This is a genomic window from Tsukamurella asaccharolytica (assembly GCF_007858435.1).
GTDB classification, from domain to species: Bacteria; Actinomycetota; Actinomycetes; order Mycobacteriales; family Mycobacteriaceae; genus Tsukamurella; species Tsukamurella asaccharolytica.
In genome coordinates this window covers 529,279-550,815 of the sequence record NZ_VIGW01000002.1, presented here as the reverse complement: position 1 = coordinate 550,815, position 21,537 = coordinate 529,279, and the positions used below count along the sequence as shown (strand labels likewise).

Annotated in this window: 16 protein-coding genes and 1 pseudogene; 11 read left to right on the top strand and 6 right to left on the bottom strand. The window is 70.3% G+C overall.

The genetic code is table 11. The features are described 5' to 3' along the window. Nucleotides 1–45 precede the first annotated feature (45 nt). Nucleotides 46–1,368, bottom strand: a complete 1,323-nt coding sequence (locus FK529_RS06060; RefSeq protein ID WP_146560097.1) for an MFS transporter — start codon at nucleotides 1,366–1,368, stop codon at nucleotides 46–48. Between the two features lie 433 nt (nucleotides 1,369–1,801). Between FK529_RS06060 and FK529_RS06055 the strand changes: the two genes are divergently transcribed. Further along, a complete protein-coding gene (locus FK529_RS06055; protein ID WP_158635061.1) occupies nucleotides 1,802–3,049 on the top strand; it encodes an NAD(P)/FAD-dependent oxidoreductase in 1,248 nt (415 codons plus the stop codon). Next, nucleotides 3,049–3,438 carry a RidA family protein gene (locus FK529_RS06050; protein ID WP_146560095.1) on the top strand — a complete coding sequence of 130 codons (390 nt, stop codon included), beginning with the start codon at nucleotides 3,049–3,051 and terminating at the stop codon, nucleotides 3,436–3,438. Before FK529_RS06055 ends, FK529_RS06050 begins: the two co-directional genes overlap by 1 nt. A gap of 1 nt (nucleotide 3,439) precedes the next feature. Here the strand turns inward: FK529_RS06050 and FK529_RS06045 are convergent, their stop codons facing one another. Next, on the bottom strand, nucleotides 3,440–4,015 hold the full coding sequence (locus FK529_RS06045; protein ID WP_146560094.1) for a TetR/AcrR family transcriptional regulator: 576 nt from the start codon (nucleotides 4,013–4,015) through the stop codon (nucleotides 3,440–3,442). 48 nt (nucleotides 4,016–4,063) lie between these two features. Between FK529_RS06045 and FK529_RS06040 the strand changes: the two genes are divergently transcribed. Continuing rightward, on the top strand, nucleotides 4,064–4,678 hold the full coding sequence (locus FK529_RS06040) for a DUF1345 domain-containing protein (RefSeq protein WP_146560093.1): 615 nt from the start codon (nucleotides 4,064–4,066) through the stop codon (nucleotides 4,676–4,678). A 15-nt stretch (nucleotides 4,679–4,693) separates the two neighbouring features. Here the strand turns inward: FK529_RS06040 and helR are convergent, their stop codons facing one another. Continuing rightward, nucleotides 4,694–6,877 carry an RNA polymerase recycling motor ATPase HelR gene (helR, locus tag FK529_RS06035; RefSeq protein ID WP_193559662.1) on the bottom strand — a complete coding sequence of 728 codons (2,184 nt, stop codon included), beginning with the start codon at nucleotides 6,875–6,877 and terminating at the stop codon, nucleotides 4,694–4,696. Between the two features lie 207 nt (nucleotides 6,878–7,084). Here helR and FK529_RS06030 point away from each other — a divergent pair, with 207 nt between their 5' ends. The 8 genes and pseudogenes from FK529_RS06030 to FK529_RS06000 all read left to right on the top strand — a co-directional run bounded on the left by FK529_RS06030 (nucleotide 7,085) and on the right by FK529_RS06000 (nucleotide 14,240). Further along, complete coding sequence (locus tag FK529_RS06030; protein ID WP_146560092.1) at nucleotides 7,085–7,729, top strand: ABC transporter permease; 645 nt, start codon at nucleotides 7,085–7,087, stop codon at nucleotides 7,727–7,729. Next, on the top strand, nucleotides 7,726–8,898 hold the full coding sequence (locus tag FK529_RS06025) for an ATP-binding cassette domain-containing protein (protein ID WP_146560091.1): 1,173 nt from the start codon (nucleotides 7,726–7,728) through the stop codon (nucleotides 8,896–8,898). Before FK529_RS06030 ends, FK529_RS06025 begins: the two co-directional genes overlap by 4 nt. Further along, complete coding sequence (locus FK529_RS06020) at nucleotides 8,895–9,692, top strand: ABC transporter permease (RefSeq protein ID WP_146560090.1); 798 nt, start codon at nucleotides 8,895–8,897, stop codon at nucleotides 9,690–9,692. Before FK529_RS06025 ends, FK529_RS06020 begins: the two co-directional genes overlap by 4 nt. Continuing rightward, nucleotides 9,689–10,678 (top strand): glycine betaine ABC transporter substrate-binding protein, encoded by a 990-nt coding sequence (locus FK529_RS06015; protein WP_146560089.1) that lies wholly within the window; start codon nucleotides 9,689–9,691, stop codon nucleotides 10,676–10,678. The genes FK529_RS06020 and FK529_RS06015 overlap by 4 nt, the downstream gene beginning before the upstream one ends. An 80-nt stretch (nucleotides 10,679–10,758) precedes the next feature. Beyond that, nucleotides 10,759–11,256, top strand: a pseudogene (locus FK529_RS20515) (cupin domain-containing protein); the annotation flags it as partial. Beyond that, nucleotides 11,236–11,646, top strand: coding sequence for a rhodanese-like domain-containing protein (locus FK529_RS20510; RefSeq protein ID WP_231702954.1), 411 nt, complete (start codon nucleotides 11,236–11,238; stop codon nucleotides 11,644–11,646). The pseudogene FK529_RS20515 and the gene FK529_RS20510, both read left to right, overlap by 21 nt. A gap of 23 nt (nucleotides 11,647–11,669) precedes the next feature. Then, nucleotides 11,670–12,350, top strand: coding sequence for a TIGR00266 family protein (locus FK529_RS06005; RefSeq protein WP_146560087.1), 681 nt, complete (start codon nucleotides 11,670–11,672; stop codon nucleotides 12,348–12,350). Nucleotides 12,351–12,473: 123 nt separating this feature from the next. Continuing rightward, a complete protein-coding gene (locus FK529_RS06000; protein WP_146560086.1) occupies nucleotides 12,474–14,240 on the top strand; it encodes a BCCT family transporter in 1,767 nt (588 codons plus the stop codon). A 10-nt stretch (nucleotides 14,241–14,250) separates the two neighbouring features. Here the strand turns inward: FK529_RS06000 and FK529_RS05995 are convergent, their stop codons facing one another. The 3 genes from FK529_RS05995 to FK529_RS05985 are packed head-to-tail and all read right to left on the bottom strand — an operon-like array spanning nucleotide 14,251 to nucleotide 21,527. After that, entirely contained in the window at nucleotides 14,251–14,835 is a 585-nt protein-coding gene (locus FK529_RS05995; protein WP_146560085.1) for a GNAT family N-acetyltransferase, read from the bottom strand. Between the two features lie 38 nt (nucleotides 14,836–14,873). Then, on the bottom strand, nucleotides 14,874–18,110 hold the full coding sequence (locus FK529_RS05990) for an arabinosyltransferase domain-containing protein (RefSeq protein WP_158635060.1): 3,237 nt from the start codon (nucleotides 18,108–18,110) through the stop codon (nucleotides 14,874–14,876). A gap of 9 nt (nucleotides 18,111–18,119) precedes the next feature. Further along, the gene (locus tag FK529_RS05985; protein ID WP_231702938.1) at nucleotides 18,120–21,527 is read right to left on the bottom strand and encodes an arabinosyltransferase domain-containing protein; all 3,408 of its coding nucleotides are present in this window, start codon (nucleotides 21,525–21,527) and stop codon (nucleotides 18,120–18,122) included. Nucleotides 21,528–21,537 lie beyond the last annotated feature (10 nt).

Below are 21,537 nucleotides of genomic sequence, written 5' to 3'. Positions count from 1 at the left end.
GACGCGCCGTTACGGCGCGCCATTGGCCGGCTCGAGCGCGTGGGCCTAAAGGGAGGACGTCTCGGCGAGGGTCTTCCCGCGTGTCTCGGGTGCCGCCACAATGCTGTAGAACATCGCGATCAGGGATAGTGCCGCGGCGGCCAGCATCGTCGGTCCGATTCCGAATTTCGCGATCATGGGCGGGACCGCGTAGATCCCGACCGCACCGCCGATTCTGCTGAGCGAACAGGCCATTCCCACCGCGCTCGCCCGTATGCTTGTAGGGAACAGCTCGTTCGGGTAGACCCATTGCAATACCTGAGCACCGCCGATGAATACCGCATATGCGGCGAGCATCCCGAACAACACGTACGACGGGGCACTCGGAAACAATCCGAGCACCAGAAGCGCCAATCCGGAAAGAAAGAAGCTTGCGATGATCAGGGGCCGCCGTCCGTAGCGATTAATCGTAATCATCGCGAGTACGCACCCCGCCAGAAACAGAGTATTGATGAGAGCAGAGGCGTAGTTGGCCATCGAACCGTTGAGGCCGATTTTGGCGAGAATTGCCGGCCCGAATGCGTAGATCGCGTACACCGGGATGAGCGAGCAGGTCCAGATGACTGTCACGAACACCATGCGCCCCAAGTAGCCGGATCCGAGGAGGCGAGCGGCAGGGGTGTCGTCGATGGCGGACAGCGTCGCGTCCGGCCCGAACGCCTTGCGCATCGCGGCTTGCGCTTCGTCGACCCGCCCCTTCGATAGGAGCCAGCGTGGCGATTCAGGTGTTCCTGCTCGAAGCGCGACGATGAGTGCGGCTGGAAGCGCCGCACTCGCCAACGTCCAGCGCCATCCGTCCTCTCCGGCCAGGTGGATGAACATTTCGCCCACGAACGACGCTAGGCCCGCTCCCACGAACATCATCACCATGAGAAAGCTGATGAGCTGGCCCCGGTGCTTCAGGGGCGTGAACTCCGTTAGGAGCGATGTCGCGATCGGATAGTCGGCGCCCACCGCAACGCCGACCAGGATTCGTAACGCGAAGAGCCACCAGAAACTGTCCGCCCAGAATTGGGCGACCGACAACACGACGATGGCAGTCAGGTCGACTGTATAAAGTACCTTGCGACCGAATACATCAGTCAGCCAACCTCCGGCGTAGGCGCCGAACAACATGCCGAACAGAATGGATGCGCCAAGTAGCCCCTCTTGGCTCGCGGTGAGGTGCAGCTGCGGCGATATCTGGACCATGGCGACGCCGATACTTGCGATGATGAATCCGTCGAGAAACGGACCGCCCGCCGAATAGAGAGCAAGCTTCTTGTGGAACGAGTTCAGCGGCGCTTCGTCGATACCGAGGCCGCTCGACGGGATTTTCTGCGTAGTCATTTCCAGCTCCTGCTGCAGGTGGGAATGCGGGTAGGGGAAGTCGGTGTGTTTACGTGCGCGAATAACAAGGGGTGCACCTCCGGAAGCCGCCGAAATGCCACGACCCGGCAAACGTCGCGGAGTAAAAAAATGCGGCTAGCGCTCGGACTCGCCATTAGCAGGCGCGTAGCCATAATCGAAGTGGCGAAGGCAGACTATGGTCTGCGTCACACCGATGTCAAGACGCTATTAACCAGCGACTCGTAGCTCGACCCGGCGCCGGGAACAGGGCAAAGACCGAACTCGACATTCGTAGAACTGTGGCACTTTTTCCTGCGACAACGCAATGTATCGTGCCCGACTCCGCCTCAGTATCTTGTGGAGAAGCATTGATCCGGCTGCCCATTCATCGACAGGGCTGCCCGAAATCAGCACGCGTTCCTAGGAGTGGATTGTGACGACTGTAGTGCTCGGAGGGGGTGTTGTCGGCCTCAGTACCGCATGGAGCCTTCGCCGGCGCGGCGAGGAGGTTATCGTCCTCGAACGCAACGCCATTGGCGAATCCGCCTCGGCGGTGAACGCCGGATGGGTGACGCCCTCTCTGTCGACGCCACTGGCGTCCCCCGGGGTGTTGACTCTCGGTCTCAAGCACGCGCTCCATCGCGACGGCGCGTTGTCGATCCGGCCGAAACTCGACGGCGAGTGGATCAAGTGGTTGTGGAATTTCATGAGGGCGGCGCAACCGGCCGCGTACAGAGACGGAGTGCGTGCTCTGCTCCACCTCAACGCGCACACTCTCGACCTCTTCGACGAGATGCATGACGACGGTGTCTCCTTCGAAATGCACAAGTCCGGACTATTGGCTCTGGCGCGGACGCCCGACGGACTCGGCTGGTTCACGCAACTGTTCGACCAGCTCATTCCCCTCGGTTTCACAGGCAACATCGAATACCTCTCCGGTGACGAGGCCAGGGAGCGCGAACCGGCGGTCGGCCCCGGGGTATCGGCGGCCGCGCACACCTCGGTGGACCGGCACGTCAATCCCGACATCCTCCTTCGTGGGCTTCACGAGCGGATCGCCGAGATGGGGGTGCTCGTTCGCGAGCACACCGCGGCCCGAAAGATCATCTTCACGGGCACACGGTGGATGATCGACACGGCGGACGAGACGGTGTCGGCCGACAACGTCGTCGTGGCCCTGGGAGCGGCGACGAACGCCGTTCTCCGACCGCTGGGCGTGGCTCTGCCCCTCGCCGGCGCGAAGGGCTACTCCATCGATCTTCGCGGCGTGGGAACGCCGCCCGAGTATTCGCTGTACCTCATGGAATCCAAGCTCGGAGTGAGTCCGTACAACGACGCGGTGCGCATCGCGGGAGCCTTCGAGTTGCCCGCCCAGGACGACGAGATCACCGGCCGACGAATCAGAAGTCTCGTAGAGCAGGCCCGCCCGTACCTGTCCGGATGGACACCGGACGTCGACGTGGACGTCAGTGTGGGCCGGGCGGGGCTGCGGCCGTCGACGCCGGACAGTCTCCCGTTCATCGGACCGGTCCCTGGCCGCGACGGCCTGTTCGTCGCGGCGGGCCACGGAATGCTCGGCGTGACTCTGGCACCGGCGACCGCGGAGGGGATCGCGGAAGTGATCACCACCAAGCGCGTTCCGTCCCATCTGTTGCCGTTCCAGCTCGCGGGACGGATCTGATGGCCGGCAACGACGAGGCGGTCACCCCACCCCCGGCGCCGGCGTACCGGCGGATCAACGACCTCGTCCTCCTCTCCGGCCAGGTCGGTGTCGACGCGCTCTGGCGCGTGGTCGGACCGGACTTCGAAGACGAAGCACGGCAGGTCTTCCGGAACATCGCCACGACTCTGGCCGAAGTGGACTGCACGCTCGCCGATGCCGTCTTCGTCCGGACCTACCTGTCGGACTTCGCGTACTTCGCAGCCTTCAACGACGTGTGGCGGGCCGTCTTCGGCGACTCGCCCCCCGCTCGCACCACCGTCCAGGCCGGCCTGCACCCGCCGTTCCGGATCGAATGCGAGGTGGTCGCGGCAGTACCGCCCGGGGCCGCCGGTTCGCCCGGGCGCTGACTCACGAACGCGGCTCACCTGGCAGCCCGCCGAGGGCACCGTCGGTGAACGTGCGGAAGGCGAAGGCGAGCGTGTCGAGCGACTGCAGGGTGCCGCTCTCGTAGCCCACCAGCAGGTACAGGGCGGTGGTCGCGTACTTCTCCGCGAGCCCGCGGTCGCCGATCACCTCGGTGTAGGTCTCCGCGATCACATCGCGCCGCGCGCGGTCGACCTCGGCCTGGTGCCTCGCCACCTCGGGGTCGTGCGCTGCCCACACCCGGATCGCCGCCTCAGTGGCGTGCGGCAGCGTCATCCCCACGTCGATGAGCGACATCAGCCGGTCGTAGGCGTCGGGCACCTGGCGCGCGGCCTCGATGAGCCGGTCGCTCTTGGTCTGCCGCCAGTACGCGATGAGCGCCGACGTGAACTCCGGCCAACTCGGGTACGCGTGGTAAAAGCTGCCGGTCGACGAGCCCGCCTGCTCGCAGACGGCGGCCAGTTTCAGCGCCGCATGCCCCCGCTCGGCCAGCACTGCCAGCCCCGCTTCCAGGAACCGCAGCTGAACGTAGCGCGATGGGCTCGAGCGCGCGGCGGGCATGCCGCGATCGTATCGGTCGCGCGCCCGGCGCCGTGGAATGCTGACCGCATGCGACGTTCGGTACTGGTTCCTCTGCTCGAGACGGTGCTCACGCTGCTGGGCCTCGTCTGGCTCGCCGCGGTGCTGCTGTTCGGCAGCGCCGCGCTGCCGCTGCTCGTCGTGTGGAACGTGTCGGCGGTCGCCTACGTGATCGCGGGATGGCTCCTGTTGCGCCGCCGGATCCCCGCGGGCGAGGACGATCCGGACCTGATCGCCGCGCCGCGGTGGCAGACCACGCTGTTCGCGGGCGTGGTCAGCGGCTCGGGCCTGGTGGGCGGCCTGCTCATGATCGCCACGCGCGGCGCCGAGCCGGATCCGGCGCTCCAGCCCGTCGCCGCCGCGACGGTCCTCCTCTCCTGGCTGCTCCTGCACACGGCGTTCGCCCAGATCTACGCGCGCGACTACTTCTCGGGAGGTGGCCTGCAGTTCCCGGAGTGCGAACGTCCGCAATTCACCGAGTTCGTCTACTTCGCCATCACGATCGGGACGTCCTTCGCGGTCTCGGACGTCACCGTCACGCGGCGATCCACGCGCCGGCTGGTGATCGTGCACAGCGTGCTCAGCTTCTTCTTCAACGCGGCCGTCGTGGCGATCGCGCTGGACTGGATCAAGCGCGGAGGCTGAGCACGCCGCGCGGCGTCAGGAGGCCACGACGGGGCGCTCGAGGCCGGTCAGGCGGGCGGGCAGCGGGGCGCGGTGCAGCACCCCCAGCCGCTGCGTCGCGCGGGTGAGCGCGACGTAGAGTTCCGCCGCACCCCGCTCGCCGTCGGCGAGGATCGCCTCGGGATCCACCACCAGCACCGCATCGAACTCGAGCCCCTTCGTCTCCGACGGCGGGACAGCGCCCGGCGTCCCTTCGGGCCCGATGACGACGGACGTGCCCTCCCGGCCCGCCTCGTCGCGGACGAAGGCCGCGATCGCGTCGGCGAGGTCCCCGTCGGTCACCTGCCGCGCCCACGGCCGGATTCCGGAGGCGCGCACCGACTCCGGCGGCACCGCGTCGGGCGCGAACTCCGACAGCACGTCCGCGGCGACCGCCATGATCTCCGACGGGGTGCGGTAGTTCACCGTGAGTGCGGTGTACGCCCACCGGCCCGCGACGTACGGGTCCAGCATCTCGGCCCACGAGCGGGCGCCCGCCGGGGCGCTGCGCTGAGTGAGGTCGCCCACCACGGTGAACGAGCGGGACGGGCAGCGGCGCATCAGTACCCGCCAGTCCATCGCCGACAGCTCCTGCGCCTCGTCGACCACCACGTGCCGGTACACCCAGGTCCGGTCCGCGGCGGCGCGCTCCACCAGATCGCGGGTGTCCCGCTCCTCGAAACGCCCCGCGAGATCGTCGGCGTAGAGCAGGTCGGTGGCGAAGAGGTGGTCCTCGTCATCCATCGAATCCGACCGGGAGACCAGCGAATCCAGCACGCCCTCGGCGAACTCCGCCTCCTCCCTCCGGGCCGCGGCGGCCGCGGCGTCGTCGGTCGCCTCGTGCGGGCCGAGCAGCTCGGCGAGCTCGTCCAGCAGGGGCACGTCGGAGACGGTCCACGCGGCACCGTCGGAGCGCAGCAGCGACGGGTCCGCTCCCGCCGCGGCCAGCCGTTCGGGCGAGCTCAGCAGGTCCGCGAGCAGAGTTTCAGGGGAGAGCACGGGCCACAGCTGATCGACGGTGCGCCGGAAGGTCCCGTCCACTGCGAGGTCGGCGAGCATGCTGCCGCGCATCTCCTCCCAGGCGCGCGTGTCCTCGCGCCGCAGCCACTGCTTCCCGATCCGGCCCAGCGCGCGCTCGGTGATCGCCCAGGTGAGCACGTCGAGGAAGACGGCCCGCGCCTGATTGTGAGGCTGCCCGCTGGCGGTGGCCTCGTCGCGGGCCCAGCCGACGACGTCGGCCTCGACCCGCACTTCTGCGTCGCCGAGCCCGATGGAGACGGGGGCCTCCGGCAGGGCGCGACGGTCCGCGACCGCTGCCGCGAGCACGCCGGCCATCGCGGGCGCGCCCTTGATCCGGGCCACCGCGGGCACGTCCTCCGCGCGGGCGGTGACCCCCGGGTAGAGCGTCGCCGGGGTCGCGAAGACCACGTCGGACTCACCGAGCGAGGGCAGCACGCGACCGATGTGCCGGAGGAAGGACGTGTTCGGCCCGACCACCAGCACGCCGTGCCGCTCGAACCGCGCCCGCTGGGTGTACAGCAGGTACGCCACCCGGTGCAGCGCCACGACCGTCTTACCGGTGCCGGGCCCGCCCTCGATCACCGTGACGCCCGGGTTGTCGGAGCGGATGATCCGGTCCTGATCCGCCTGGATGGTCGCGACGATGTCGCGCATCCCCTCGCCGCGCGGCGCGTTCACCGCGGCCAGCAGAGCGGCGTCACCGCGGGCGTCGGCTCCCGGGCGGCCCAGCATCTCGTCGGTGAACGCGGTCAGCGCCCGGCCGTGGCTGAGGAACTGTCGCCGCCGGTGCACGCCCTCCGGGTGCGCGCCCGTGGCCGTGTAGAAGGGCCGCGCCGCGGGGGCCCGCCAGTCCAGGAGCAGCTCGTCCTCCCCGTTCTCGTCGTCGAACAGGCCGAGTCGTCCCACGTACCGCGTCCCGACGGTGCCGCCCGGCTCCCCGTCGAGCCGGCCGAAGGCGAGGCCCTCCTCGGCGACGCTCAGCCGCCGCACCTCCCGGGCGGAGGTCATGACGTCGCCCTCCCGGTCCACCGCCCGGCCCTCGTGGTCGCGCAGGGCGTCGGTGTACCGTCGGCGCGCCCGGTCCCGCTCGGCGTCCAATCGCGCGTACAACGCCGCCACGTACTCGCGCTCCGATGTCAGTTCGTTCTCGTATTCGGACATGCACCCACCTCGTCGAATTCGGATCCGGCCAGCGAGTATGCGCCCTCCACGGGGCCTTGCGGCAAGGCCCGGGGTGCGTTATACATTGAAGGGGGAGAGCGGTCCCGCGCCCTCGCCTGTCTCCCTGCGCCTGGCTTCGCGTCCAGGATTCGGCCCACTCTGACGCTAATCACGCGCGAAGGCCTGTTTCGTCTGTAGGTTCGACACGTGGACCTCCGAAGATTCCTCGACGGTCGTGGGGGTCAGCTCGGCTTCCTCACCTATCAACACGCGTCGTTGGTGATCCAGTGCGTGGTGATCGGGGTGGTGATCGCGCTGGTCATCGCCGCCCTGGTGTATCGCTCCCGCGCCGGTGCCGCCTTCGCCACCGCCGTCGCCTCGGTCGGTATGACGGTGCCGTCCCTCGCGCTCCTCGCGTTGCTGCTCCTCGTCTTCGGGCTGGGGGTGACGCCGTCGGTCACGATGCTCACGTTCTACGCCACCCTGCCGATCCTGACCAGCGCGATCGTCGGACTACAGGCGGTGCCGCCGGCGCTGGTCGAGGCGGCCCGCGGCCTGGGTATGCCCCGCTGGCGGGTGCTGGCCACCGTCGAGCTGCCGAACGCCTGGCCCGTGATCCTCACCGGCATCCGCGTGAGCACGCAGCTGGTGGTGGGCGTGGCGACGGTGGTCGCCTACGTGCTCGGGCCGGGCCTGGGCTCCCTGATCTTCACCGGCCTCTCCCGCCTCGGCGGCGCGGGGGCACTCGAATCCGCGCTGGTGGGCACCGTTCTCGTGGTGGCCGTCGCGCTCGTACTCGACGGTCTGCTGGTGCTCCTGGGCCGCTTCACCGTCTCGAAGGGACTGCGATGAGTCAAACCACCGGCGTATCGATCGAGCTGGAGAAGGTGATCAAGCGCTACCGCGGGCAGGACAAGCCGGCGGTCAAGGAGCTGTCGATCGCCATCGACGCGGGCGAGACGGTGGCCATCGTCGGGCCCTCGGGCTGCGGCAAGACCACCACGATGAAGATGATCAACCGGCTGATCGAACCCACCTCGGGCCGGGTGCTCATCGACGGGACCGACGTCACCAAGGCCGACGCCGACCACCTCCGCCAGGGCATCGGCTACGTCGTGCAGGCGGGCGGACTGTTCCCGCACTGGACCGTCGAGAAGAACATCGGCGCGGTGCCGGGGCTCCTCGGCTGGGACAAGGCGCGCTCCCGCGCCCGCGTCACCGAGCTCCTCGAACTGGTCGGGCTGGACCCCGACGTCTTCCGCAACCGGTTCCCCAAGGAGATGTCCGGCGGCCAGCAGCAGCGTGTCGGCGTCGCCCGCGCACTGGCGGCCGACCCGCCGGTCCTGCTCATGGACGAGCCCTTCGGCGCCGTCGACCCGATCACCCGCGTGCGCCTGCAGGATCAGCTCCTCGCGATCCAGGAGGAGCTGCACAAGACCATCGTGATCGTCACGCACGACGTGGACGAGGCGATCAAGCTCGGCGACCGGGTACTGATCCTGTCCGAGGGCGGCCAGATCGAGCAGTTCGGCACGCCCGAGGAGATCCTCACGGCTCCGGCCAATGCCTTCGTCGAGGAGTTCGTGGGAGCGGGCGCCACCCTCAAGCACCTCTCGCTCAGCTCCGTCGGCGAGATCCCCAGCGCCCCCGTCGTGCTCGCCCGCCCCGGCGACTCCTCGGAGGAGGTCGCCGCGCGGGCCAAGGAGGCGAAGCTGAGCTGGGTGGTCGTCGTCGACGAGGACGACCGGCCGCGCGCGTGGCCGTCGGTGGCGGAGGTGCTGAGCAAGCCCGTCGTCTCGACCTACGTCGATCAGCGGCTGCCCGTCACCGAGCGCACCGCGACGCTCGCCGATGCGCTCGACGTGATGCTGGCCGCCAGCCAGGGCGGCGTGCTGGTCACGCAGCGCGGCAAGGTGATCGGCGCGCTCACCATCGAACAGGTGGCGGAGCGGATTCGCGAACGGCAGGCCATCGCGAATCCGGAGCAGGCCGCCGACACCTACCGGGCGGCGCCGTCGTGACCGCCGCGGCCGAGGCGCCGAAGGAGGCGCGCATCGGGCCCACGCCCCGGTTCGCCGGTGGCGTGCCGATCGATCTCATCCTCGAACCCCTGCTCGTCGTCGTCGGATTCGTCGGGTACCTGATCTGGCACGCCGCCCAGGACTTCACGGAGACCGAGGCCGTGCAGCTGCAGTGGTCGGCCCTCGGCCAGTCGGTGTGGGAGCACATCCAGCTGACCGTGGTCTCCGCGGTGCTCGTCGTGCTCATCGCCATTCCGCTGGGGATCCTGGTCACGCGCAAGCGATTCGCGCGCGTCGCGCCGATCATCGTCGGGCTCGCCAACGTCGGGCAGGCCGCGCCCGTGCTCGGCATGGTCGTGCTGTTCGCCATGTGGTTCGGCACGGGCTTCCGCACCGCCGTCGCGGCGCTCGTGGTGTACGCGGTGCTGCCGATCCTGCAGAACACCGTGACCGGCCTACGCCAGGTGGACGACCGCGTGATCGAAGCCGCGCGCGGTCAGGGCTTCTCGGCCTTCCAGACGCTCCTTCGGGTGGAGCTGCCGCTGTCCGTGCCGGTGATCCTGCACGGCGTGCGCACGGCCCTCGTCATCCTCGTCGGCACCGCCACCCTCGGCACCTTCATCGGCGCCGGCGGACTCGGCGTGCTCATCACCACCGGCGTCACGCTGTACCTTCCGGCCCTGCTGTTCTCCGGCGCGCTGCTGGTCGCCCTGCTCGCACTGGCCATCGACTGGCTGGCCCGGCTCGCCGAGTACCTGCTGGCGCCGCGTGGACTGCGCGGGGTGACGGCATGACGCGGGCGGGCCGGACTGCGCGGACGCGCGTGCGTCGCGCGCTGCTGCCGGTGCTGGCGGCCCTGTCGCTGGTCCTTGCGGGCTGCGGGCTGGAGAGCTCGTCGGGCCACTTCGTGCACGCCGAACCCGCGGACGGACAGACCCCGCTGGCGGGCGCGAAGATCTCGGTCACGTCGAAGTCCTTCTCCGAGGGCATTCTGCTCGGCAAGATCAGCACCACGGTGCTGCAGGCCGCGGGCGCCGAGATCACCGACCTCACCAACGCGCCCGGCTCGATGTCCTCGCGGCAGGCGATGACCAGCGGCGCGGCCGACGTCTCCTGGGAGTACACCGGCACCATCTGGGTCAGCTACCACAAGCAGACCGAGACCATCAGCGACTCCGCCGCTCTGCTGGCCCGCGTGCGCGAGGCGGAGCGGGCCGAAGGGATCGAGGTGCTCGATCCCGCACCGTTCAACAACACCTACGCCTTCGCGGTGACCCCCGCGCAGAAGGCGCAGCTGAACCTGAACACCCTGAGCGATCTGTTCCGGCTGCCGCCGGCGCAGCGGTCGCTGTGCGTGGATCCCGAGTTCCAGTCGCGCCCCGACGGCCTCGGCCGACTGCTCGAGAAGTACGAGGTGCCCCTCGGCAGCGGCACCCCGGCGAACACCGTCACCACGATGGACGCGGGCGTCATCTACTCGGCGATCTCCGGCGGCACCTGCCTCGCCGGAGACGTCTACGCGACCGACGGCCGCATCCGCAAGCTCGGCCTGCAACTGCTGGAGGACGACCGGAAGTTCTTCCTGCCCTACGACGGTGTGCCGGAGGTCCGCGCGGACGCGCTGGCGAAGTACCCGGCGATCAGGGAGGTACTGGGGAAGGTCAGCCGCCTGCTGACCAACGAGACCATGCAGGAGCTCAACGGCGAGATCGACATCGAGGGACGCGATCCCGCCGACGTGGCCGCCACCTGGCTCAAGGAAGTGGGACTCGTCCGCTGACCGCCCGCCCCGCGGGGCGCTTTCGGTCGCGGTGAGCGGAAGGGTTCATCCGGGGCGGTCACCGTCCGACACTGAAATGCATGACCGATACCGCACCGGACCTGCTGGCGCTCACCGCGACCGAGGCCGCGAAGGTGTGTGCCGGCGAGTACGACCGGGTGATCCCCACCGAGTGGCCGGTCGGTGAGCGGTGGTCGACCCGGCTGTGGGGCGACGACGATGTGGACGTCTGGCTGATCAGCTGGGTGCCCGCGCGCTCGACGGAGCTGCACGATCACGCCGGCTCGCTGGGCGCGCTCACCGTGGTCTCCGGTGCGCTGGCGGAACGCAGCTGGGACGGGGAGGCCCTGCGGGAGCGCCGGATCGACGCCGGAGGCCAGGCGGCCTTCGACCGCGGATGGGTGCACGACGTGACCCGGCACGCCGACGCGCACGACGCGGCGACCGGCGAGGCCGCCACGCCCACCCTCTCGGTGCACGCCTACTCCCCGCCGCTCACCGCGATGTCCTACTACGAGGTGACACCCGGCGGTAGGCTCCGCAGGGTGCGCAGCGAACTGACCGACGAACCCGAGGGTCCCACCGGCGGGCGCGGGATCGACGAGCTCCTCGCGAGCGCGCGCGACCGCATCGACCGCGTCGAGGCCGCGGACCTGCGCGCCGAGCTCGACGCCGGCGCGATCATCGTCGACACGCGGCCCGCGGCGCAGCGTGAAGCTGAGGGCGAGCTCGACGGCGCCCTGATCATCGAGCGGAACGTGCTCGAGTGGCGGCTCGACCCGTCGTCCGACGCACGGATCGCGGAGGCCACCGGCTGGGACGTGCGGTGGATCGTGATGTGCCAGGAGGGCTACTCCAGCTCCCTCGCCGCGGCGGCCCTGCGCGACATCGGGCTGCACCGCGCCGCCGACCTCGCGGGCGGGTACAAGGCCCTGGCAGCCGCGGCCGTCGGACCCGGCGCCGACTGATCGCATTCGGCTAGATTGGCGGCATGCAGGTACAGCTCCGTCACAACCCGTCGTTCACCATGGCCCGGTGTCAGCTGGCACCGAACGAGCCGATGACCGTCGAGTCGGGCGCGATGGTCGCCCACTCGGCCGGGATGAACCTGCAGTCGCAGGCCCAGGGCGGCATCATGCAGGGCCTCAAGCGCAGCCTGCTCTCGGGGGAGTCCTTCTTCGTCTCCACCTTCACCGCTCCCCAGCAGGGCGGCTGGGTGGACGTCGCGGGCACGCTCCCGGGCGATGTCGCGGTCCTGCAGATCCAGCCCGACCGGCCGTACTACGTGACCCGGGGCGGCTGGCTGGCCAGCTCCCACGGAGTGCAGACCACCACCCAGTTCGGCGGCGCGAAGACCTTCTTCGGCGGCGAGGGCGCGTTCGGTCTTCAGGCCGCGGGCCAGGGCGAGGTGCTCGTCGCCTGCTACGGCGCGATCGACGTGATCGACCTGCGCCCCGGCGAGCAGGTGGTGATCGACACCGGCCACGTGGTGGCCTACGACCTGAACATGCAGTTCTCGATGCGCCGCGCGGTGCAGGGGAAGTGGATCCAGTCGATGAAGTCCGGCGAGGGAATGGTCTTCGAATTCACCGGTCCGGGCCGGGTGCTGCTGCAGACCCGTAACCCGCGCGGCCTCGAGGGCTGGATCCGTTCGGTGGTGCCCTCGGCCTGATCGGCGGAGCATCGTCGCAGCGCACGAACCTGCAGGTCGTGCTGCCCCGTGCGTGGTGCGGGGGCGCGGGGGAGTTCGCCGGAGATTTGACCGGTGCCATAGCCCCTGTGATCTAGTTGCATCATGGCTACTGCAACTAATAGGCCAGAAGACCATCGCCGGACGACCGACTGGGTCGTCTTCGGTGTGACGGCCGTCGCGGTCCTGGCGTTCGTCCTCTGGGGTTTCCTGGATCCGGACGGGTTGAAGACGACGACGTCCGAGGTGCTCGATTGGATCATCACCGATCTGGGGTGGCTGTTCATCATCTCAGCCAGTCTTTTCGTTCTCTTCGCGGCGTTCCTGGCCTTCTCCCGGTTCGGTCGTATCCCGCTGGGGCGTGACGGGGAGCGACCCGAGTTCAAGACCGTGTCCTGGATCGCGATGATGTTCAGCGCGGGCATGGGGATCGGCCTGATGTTCTTCGGGGCCGCCGAGCCGATCTACCACTTCGTGGGCGCTCCTCCCGGCATGAACAGCCACGACGTGGCGGTCGCGATGGCGACCACGATGTTCCACTGGGGGTTCCACCCGTGGGCGATCTACGCCGTGGTCGGCCTGGCCATCGCGTACAGCACCTATCGGTGCGGGCGCAGCCAGCTGATCAGCTCCGTCTTCGCGCCCATCTTCAACCGCACCGGCGGGCACGGCGTGGGCGGCCGCATCATCGACATCCTGGCCATCTTCGCCACGCTGTTCGGCACCACCGCCTCGCTGGGCCTCGGCGCCGCGCAGGTCGGGGCGGGCCTGGAGCGGCTGGGCTGGGCCCAGGACGGCTCCAGCAAGCTGTTGCTCGTCGCCATCATCGCGCTCCTGACGCTGGCCTTCGTCGCCTCCGCGGTCTCCGGCGTCGCGAAGGGCATCCAGTGGCTCTCGAACATCAACATGGTGCTCGCACTGGTGCTCGCGGTCTTCGTCTTCGTGGTCGGCCCGACCGTGTTCATCCTGAACCTGCTGCCCACGTCGATGGGTGCGTACGCCGCCGACTTCATGGACATGTCCGCCCGCTCCGCCGCGAACGAGCCGGAGGCGGGCAAGTGGCTGGCCTCGTGGACCATCTTCTACTGGGCGTGGTGGGTCAGCTGGACTCCCTTCGTGGGCCTGTTCCTCGCGAAGATCTCGCGCGGCCGCACCATCCGCGAGTTCGTGATCGGCGTCATGGCCGTGCCCACCTTGGTGTCGCTGGTGTGGTTCTCCGTCTTCGGCGGCACCGCGATCAACCAGGAACAGGCGGGCCTCGGCATCAGCAAGGCCGAGAACGAGGAGGTCATGCTCTTCGACGTCCTCGGTAACCTGCCGTGGTCCACGATCACCACGTTCCTGGTGGTGCTGCTGGTCGGCATCTTCTTCGTCTCCGGCGCCGACTCCGCGTCCATCGTGATGGGCACACTGTCCCAGCGCGGCGCCGAGGAGCCCAACCGGCTGGTCACGGTCTTCTGGGGCGTGCTCACCGGGACCGTTGCGGCGCTGCTGCTCTGGGTGAGCGGCGACGACGCGCTGACCGGAATCAAACAGATGGCGATCATCGCGGCGGTGCCCTTCCTCGTGGTGATGGTCGGCATGTGCGTGGGCCTGATGATGGACCTGTGGCACGATCCGCTCATCGTCGCCGAGCGGGCGCACCGCGACGAGCTCGGAGAGCGCCTGCGCTGGCACGCGAACACGCTCGCGGTGACCGACGACAGCACCGACGTGCTGCCCTCGCAGGACCTGCCCGTCTACTCCGACGGCGAGGTCCCGGATGACCTGTACCACCCGCACCACACGGGCGAGCTGGTCACCGTCGAGGTCTACGACGCCGATCACTCCGGGCCGATCGAAATCGATCCGCAGGACGGCGCCTCCCGGTAGACCGGGAGGTTCAGCGCGCGGGCCGGAGCATCGGGATGAGCTCGGGGCCGTCCGGCAGCAGGATCGGTGCCAACGGCTCGAACCCGAACCGCTGGTACAGGGGCACGTTGCGGGGGTTGCTCGACTCGAGGTAGGCCATGCCGGTGACCCGCTCGAGGCCGTAGCGCAGCAACGCCGAGCCGAAGCCGCGGCCGGGAACGGCCGACCCGATCGTGGCGAGGTACCAGTGCGGCTCCGTGGGCCGGCGTTCCTCGAGCGCGGTCACCAGGGCGGCTCCCCGCCCGAGCCCGGTGCCGATCCCCGCGGCCAGCAGCGGCAGCGCGGCGAACGGCCGCAGCGGGTGCGGCGCGTGGCCCGGCGGGTTCCAGGACGCCGCGGCGACGGGCTCGGCACCGTCGAACAGGAGGTGGCTCGCCCCCGGCGCCCCGTGCGAGGCCAGGTGGATGCCCGCGAAGGTGACGCGGTCGAGCCGCGGGGAGGGCTGGACCCACCGGATCACGGGATCGTCGGCGAAGGCGCGCGCCAGCACCCCGAACGACGCCCACAGCGTGCGCCGCGTGACGTCCTCGATGCGATGCCGGATGACCGGTTCCATACTTCGACGGTACGCCCGCGGCGGGCCCGGCGGCGGGATCAGTACGGGGCGGAGCGCATCGGCCCCGGCGTGTACCAGCCCGAGCGGGTGGCGGTGCCCAGCTCCAGTTGCGCCGGCTCCGCCGCAGTCCACGGCGTGAACCTGGTCAGCGTGCCCCAGTCCATCGCCCACTTGCCCTTGAGGTAGGTGGGCACGATCTGCTCGTGGTAGAGCGCGTCGGTCACGCCGAGCGGGCCGCCGGTCTTCCAGCCCTGCCACGTGTTCGAGGTGAGCACGGTCGCCATGTAGTCGGGCGAGATCCGGTACTCGGGCCGCTCGAAGAGACCGTTGACGGCGCGCACCTGACGCTGGCACGGGAAGGCGAAGGCCACCATGAAGTCCAGCGCGACCACCGTGTCGCGGCCGAGGGACTCCTGCAGCGTCCTCATGGGCGTCATCCTCGGCGGGGTCACGACGACGGGGTCGGGCGAGGGGACCTTGTCGTCGATCACCACGCGCACGGTGTTCGTGCCGCGCGGCAGGTCGGCCGTCGGGAAGCGCAGGTTGCGCCAGTTGTTGTTGTTCCACGCGTCGATCGGAACCAGCCGGCCGAGCGGCTGTACCGCCCCGTCCGCGGACCGGCGCCCGGCCTCGAGGAACAGCGTGCGGCCCTCGCGCGGGACCCCGTTGAGGCCGGTGGCCGCCACCGGGCCCCCGACGGACAGGGTCACCAGCGGGGTCGACTCGTCGATCGCGCCGAGCGTGTACCAGTCCGTGGTGAGGTTCGCCAGGCCCGTCGCGCCGGACGACCCCAGCACCGGGGTGGTCGCCGGGTTCAGGCCGAAGGGCAGCGGCACGCCGTCGGTCTTCGGGTCGGGGTTACGCTTTCCGCCCACCGTCTCCGGTACGTCGGTGTTCGTGACGTCGGTGTTGTGGCCCGGGTTCGACTTCACCGGAGACAGCCAGCCGGGGATCCCGGTGGGGGAGAAGCCCGTCGACCTCCCGGCCAGGGCCTGCGCGGCGCTCGGTACGGAACCGTCCGGCCGGGGCGCGGGCCGCAGCTGCCCCGCGTTCGGGTCGGTCTCCATCAGCACGTAGTTCGCCATCGAGCACGTGTCGCCCTGCAGGGCACGGACGTTCGATGCGGTCCACGAGAAGCTGCCGCGCTGCGCGTAGGCGCCCTTGGCCATCGTGCCCACGTCGAACAGAACCATGAGCATGGTGAGGATGGCCAGCGTCGGGAGCGTGCGACCGCGGGTCTTCGTCGGCTCGGGGGCGTAGTCGCGCCGGTAGTGCAGCCACAGACCGTAGAGGGCCGTGAGCACGGAGGCGAAGAACAGCACCCAGGAGAACTCGATCCCGAAGAGCTGCGGCGGCATGGTGTTCCACGGGATGCCGTAGGTGCCCACCCAGTAGTAGCCGACGCGCGCCGCGAAGGAGATCGCGGCGATGAACAGGGCCGCGGCGGCGAAGAAGACGCGGTTGCGCTTGGAGCGCATCATCGGGGCCATCGTCAGCGTCGCGGCCACGGCGGCGATGCCCGCGGCGTAACCGGCGAACAGGCCCAGGTGGTGGGTCCACTTGGTCGGGGTGAAGGCCAGCAGCACCACGGTGGCGAAGAAGACTGCCATGAGGCGCCAGACGGGGCCCGCAGCGATGCCCGCGGGACGCTTGCGGCGGAGCATGAAGGTCAGCACCGTCAGCAGGCAGAGGAAGGCGGTGAGCACGCCGATGCGCCGCACGGCGGAGCCGTCCTCGGTCTCGAGCATCAGGTAGTAGTAGCGGACGCCCTCCTCGTACCAGTTCAGGGTGGGACCGGTGACGCCCTTGACCGTGATCGCCTCGAGGAGGGACGCCGCGGTGGGGGTGAAGAAGGCGTAGAAGAGATAGGCCATGCCCGAGGCCAGGATCGGAGCGATCAACGGCAGCAGCCCGTCGCGCCGGCGGCGCTTGACGATGCGCGTGATGATCTGGCGCGACGCCGCCAGCAGCGCGGCGACGGCGATGAGGCCGCCGGGCGCGGCGCCCACGCAGAGCGCGGCGCACGGGACGGCGATCGCCACGGGCAACATGCGTCCCGTCGCGATCGCGCGCTCCACGGAGACCCAGGTGAGCAGCGAGAAGAAGACCACGGCGGGCTCGGGCCGCAGGCCGTTGTTGAGCGGCAGCCAGATCAGCAGGAAGCCGCCCGCGGCGGCCCACAGCGCGGCGGGGTTGTTGCGTACCGCACGGCCCAGCCGGGGGATCATCTCGCGGGAGATGATCAGCCAGGTGAGCAGGCCGAAGACCAGGCCGGGCACGCGCATCGCGGGCGCCGCGGTCGTGAAGTGCGAAATCGCGGTGAACAGGTAGTCGTTCCAGCCGACCGGGTTCTCCGGCACGCCGAAGCTGCGGAAGTAGTTGATCAGGTAGCCGCTGTACTTCGTCTGCGTGGCCATCGTGATCTGGTAGCCGTCGTCGGACGTATTGGGCCCGATCAGCCACCAGATCCCCAGCACGCCGATCACCGTGAAGTCCACCGGGCGCGGGCGCAGCCAGCCCTGCGGCATGAATCGGATGTGTCCGCGGCCGTCGCGCATGTCCACGAAGCCCAGCGCGACCAGCGCGAGGATCGTCGAGGCGATGCCCACGATGATCGCGATCAGCTTGATCGTCGACGGCGAGGTGATGAACCGGGTGTCCACCTGGGTCGAGACGTCGATCCCGGCGACGGGGGTCGACGCGGGCAGATCGGTGTAGAAGCCCGCGATCTGCGGCCGCAGGTTGGGGTCGGCCACCGTGTTCGACAGCTGGTTCGAAGTCTGCGCGCCCTCCGGCATGCCGGTGAACTCCGCCGTCGTCGTCTCCGGGGTCGAGACGAAGCGGATGGCGCAGCCCGCACCGGCGCGGGCCACGTCGGCGCGGTTGGCCGTCGCCAGAGCGACGTCGCGGTCGGCGATGATGACGTTCTGCGCGTCCGCGCGGATCACCAGCCCCTGCAGGCCCGGGCGCGGTCCGTCCTCGGGCAGCGTGCGCAGCAGGGTGCCGCCGGCCGCGGGCAACCCGTCGACCACCGTGCACGGCAGCGAGACGTCGAGCCGGATCGGGGCGTACGAGACGAGCGGTGCCTCGACGTTCGAGACCCGGCCGTTCTGCGGCCAGTTCAGCGCGGTGGTGGTCTCCTTGACGGGCAGGAACGGCGTGAGGATCGCCAAGAAGAAGCCCAGCAGGCCCGCCACGGCCGCGACGATCCGCCACTTCCCGTAGCGCTGCTCCGGCGGCACCGTCGCGGGTGCGGTCGAGTTCTCGCTGCTCATCATCGATTCCTAGTTCCTCACGGTCTGGTCGGTCAGCGCGCGGATCGGGCCCTGGCGCCACCACCCCGACCGCGTCTGGACACCGACCGTCAGGTCCGCCGCGCGGGCGTCGTCGGCGAGGGGCGTGTACTGCTGCAGCTCGCCCCAGTCCCGGGTGAGGTCCCCGGCCATGTACGTGGGCAGCGTCGTGGTCCGCAGCAGGGTGTCCGGCACCGTCAGGAGGCCGCCGGCCTCGCGCGCCTGCCACGTCCCCGAGGTGGAGAGCGCGTCCTTGCGGGTGGGCAGGATGCGCCACTTCGGGACCTCGTAGGTGCCGTTGCGAATGGCCATCGGGCGCTGGCACGGGAACTGCTGGCCCACCAGCAGGTCGAGCAGCACGGGATCCGTCTCGCCGACGACCTCCTGCAGGGTCCGCAGGCGGGGGACGCGGGGCGGCGTCACGCCGACCCACTGCTGGGCGCCCAGGTTCGGATCGCGCACGTGGATGCGCACCACGTTCGCGACCGGCGGGATCGCGTCCATCGGCACCCGCAGGTTGCGCCAGGGCTTGTTCGGACCCGGGTCGATCGGGTCGATGACGCCGCGGGCGCCGATCGAGCCGTCGGCGCGGCGCTCGGCCCACTCCAGCGTCACGGGCTGGCCGTACTCCTTCTTGCCGGTGGGGCCCACGGAGGCGATCGCGCCCGACGCGGCGAAGGCCACCAGCGGGCGGTCGGCGGACCGTGGCGGGAGCCCGTACCAGTCGCTGAACAGCTCCGCGGGCACCGTGTTCTGGCCGTACGAGCCGACGACGGGGGTGCGCGCCGGATCCAGCCCGAAGGGCAGGGCGGCGGTGCTGCCGTTGACGGTGCGCGGCCCGGTGCCGCCGCCGGTGCCCGCCGTCGCCGCCGTGGACGTGAACGGCGAGGTGATCGGGGAGGCCATGTTGATCTGGCCGGGCGCCGAGCTGATCGCGAGGGGCTTCAACTCGTCCGGGATGCCGTCGGGGGTGAATCCCGTCGAGCCGGGACCGACCAGCGCCTGCGCGGTCGCGCGACCCTCGGCCGAGGTCAGCATGTCGGCGTTGGGGTCGGTCTCCACGAGCACCGAGCGCGCCATGCCGCAGCTCGTGCCGCGCAGCGCGTCCAGGTTGCCCTTGGCCACGGTGTACGTCGCCGGATTCGAGACGTACGCCTTCGCGAAGATCGCGCCCTCGCCGAGCACCAGCAAGCCCAGGACCACGACCAGCGGCAGCGAGGCCAGCTGCAGCCTGCGCCGACTGCGCAGGGCCTGATCCCGGTCGGCCCGTGTGTGGCTGGCCAGCTGCGTGTCCTCCAGGGCCGTGTCGTCGACGGTGCCGTCCTCGACGAGGCCGCCCTCGCCGCGGCCACGGAAATCGATGCGGAAGTGCTGCCACGCGGCCAGCGCCCCGGCAAGGCCGGCCAGCACCAGGAAGGCCTTACTGAAGGTGATCCCGACGACCTCGGGCTGCCGGTCGAACCACGGCACCCCCCACAGGTAGGGCCAGGACCACAGGTTGAAGCCCGCGAAGGCGGCGGCCAGCGCGAACAGCATGCCGCACAGGAAGAAGGTGAAGTTCCGGATCGACGTGCGCGCGGCCTCGACCACCGCCACCGTCGTCACCGCGGCCAGCGCGGCGGCGAGTCCCGCGTACACCCCGAAGTGCACCGTCCACTTGGTGGGCGTGAGCGAGAGGAGGGCCGCGGCGATGAAGACGGCACCCACGAGGCGCCACACCGGCCCCGGCGCGATGCGCGGGATGCGACGGCTGCGGAGCATGACGAACAGCGCCACGAACAGGCACATGACGAACAGGTAGACCGGTACGCGGCGGACCAGCGAGCCGTCGGTCGTCTCGACCGTGAGGAAGAAGAAGCGCAGGTACTCCTGCGTCCACGGCGCCGCGGGGCCCACCTCGAGGCGGATCCGGATGGCCTCGGCGACGGACGCCAGCGACTGGTCGCGGAAGGCGATCGGCACGATCACCGCGGCCGCGGCCAGGACCGGTAGCACCAGGGCGGCCAGCCCGGCCTCGCGGCGGCGCGCGACCAGCACGCGGAGCACCGCCGCCGACGAGGCCAGCAGCAGCGCCGCCGCGATCACGCCCTGCGGGGCGAGGCCCAAGGTCAGGCCCGCGGCCATCGCGGCCACCGCCGCGGGCAGCGCGCGATGCGTGGCGACCGCGCGCTCGACGGCCGCCCACGTGACGATCGTGCCCAGCACGATGATCGGCTCCGAGCGCAGGCCCGAGGCCAGCGGGAACCAGAAGGCCAGCAGCATCGCGCCCGCGGCCCACACGGCCAGCGGGTAGCGACGGACGCCCGGCCCGAGGCGGGGCAGCAGCACGCGGCTGAGCAGCAGCCACGTCACGACGCCCGCGGCGAGCATGGGCAGTCGCATCCAGATCGCGTTGGCGCTGATCGAGCCCCAGTGCGAGAGGAGGCTGTAGTACCAGTCGAACGGGGCCTCGGGGGCGCCGAAGAAGCGGTAGTAGTTGGCCGTGTAGCCGGCCTCGGACGCGACCTTGCCCATCGAGAGGATGTAGCCGTCGTCGGAGCTGCCCGCGCCGAGCACGGTCCACAGCGCGAGACCGCCGAGGACGGCCACGTCGACGGGCCGGGGACGCAGGAGCTGCCCGATGCTGCGGTGCGGCGCCCGGCGGTGGTGGCCGAAGTGTCGGTCCAGCAGCCACAGCGCGACGAGCGAGGCGAGAACACTGAGCAGGCCGATGCCCATCGCGGCGGCCTTGAGCGGGGACGGGGACAGCTCGAAACGGGTGTCGAGGTCGGCGCGCAGGCGTAGGCCCGGGCCCGCGGCCGCCACGTCGGCGGCCTTCAGGGAGGTGAAGACGCCGCCCACCACCGGCCGATTCTCCGTGGGGATGGACCCGGCCACGTCGATGCCCTCGAATCGGGCGGCCACCTCGGCGGCGTTCGACCACACCCGCAGCTGAGAGCAGCCGCGCAGCCGGTCCACCGGCGCCGCGGCGATGACGGTGTTGCGCGAGGCCACCGTGACGGCCTGGCCCGGTCCCGGTGCTCCGACGGTGACGCTCAGGCCCAGTTCCCGGGCCGCACCCGTGCCCGCGGGCAGCGTCGAGAGGACCGTGCCTCCGGAGGCGGCGGCGCGAGTGATCGCCGAGCACGGCACCGTCGCCGTGAGGTCGGCCGGCGACTGCGCGACGAGGGAGGCCGTGACCTCCGCGCTCTCGGCCCCCGGCCGCAGCTGCGGCCAGTCGAGCGCGGCGGTGGTCTGCTGCACGGGCAGCAGCGGGGTCAGCAGGCAGAGCAGGAGGCCGACGGCACCGGCGACGACCGCGACGAGGCGGGCGATGCCGGCGGCTCGCGGCGGAGCTGTGGTAGCGGCTCGCCGCTGCGGGCCGGGCTCCGACTCGGAGCGGGACGTAGGCACGGACACGGATGCTCAT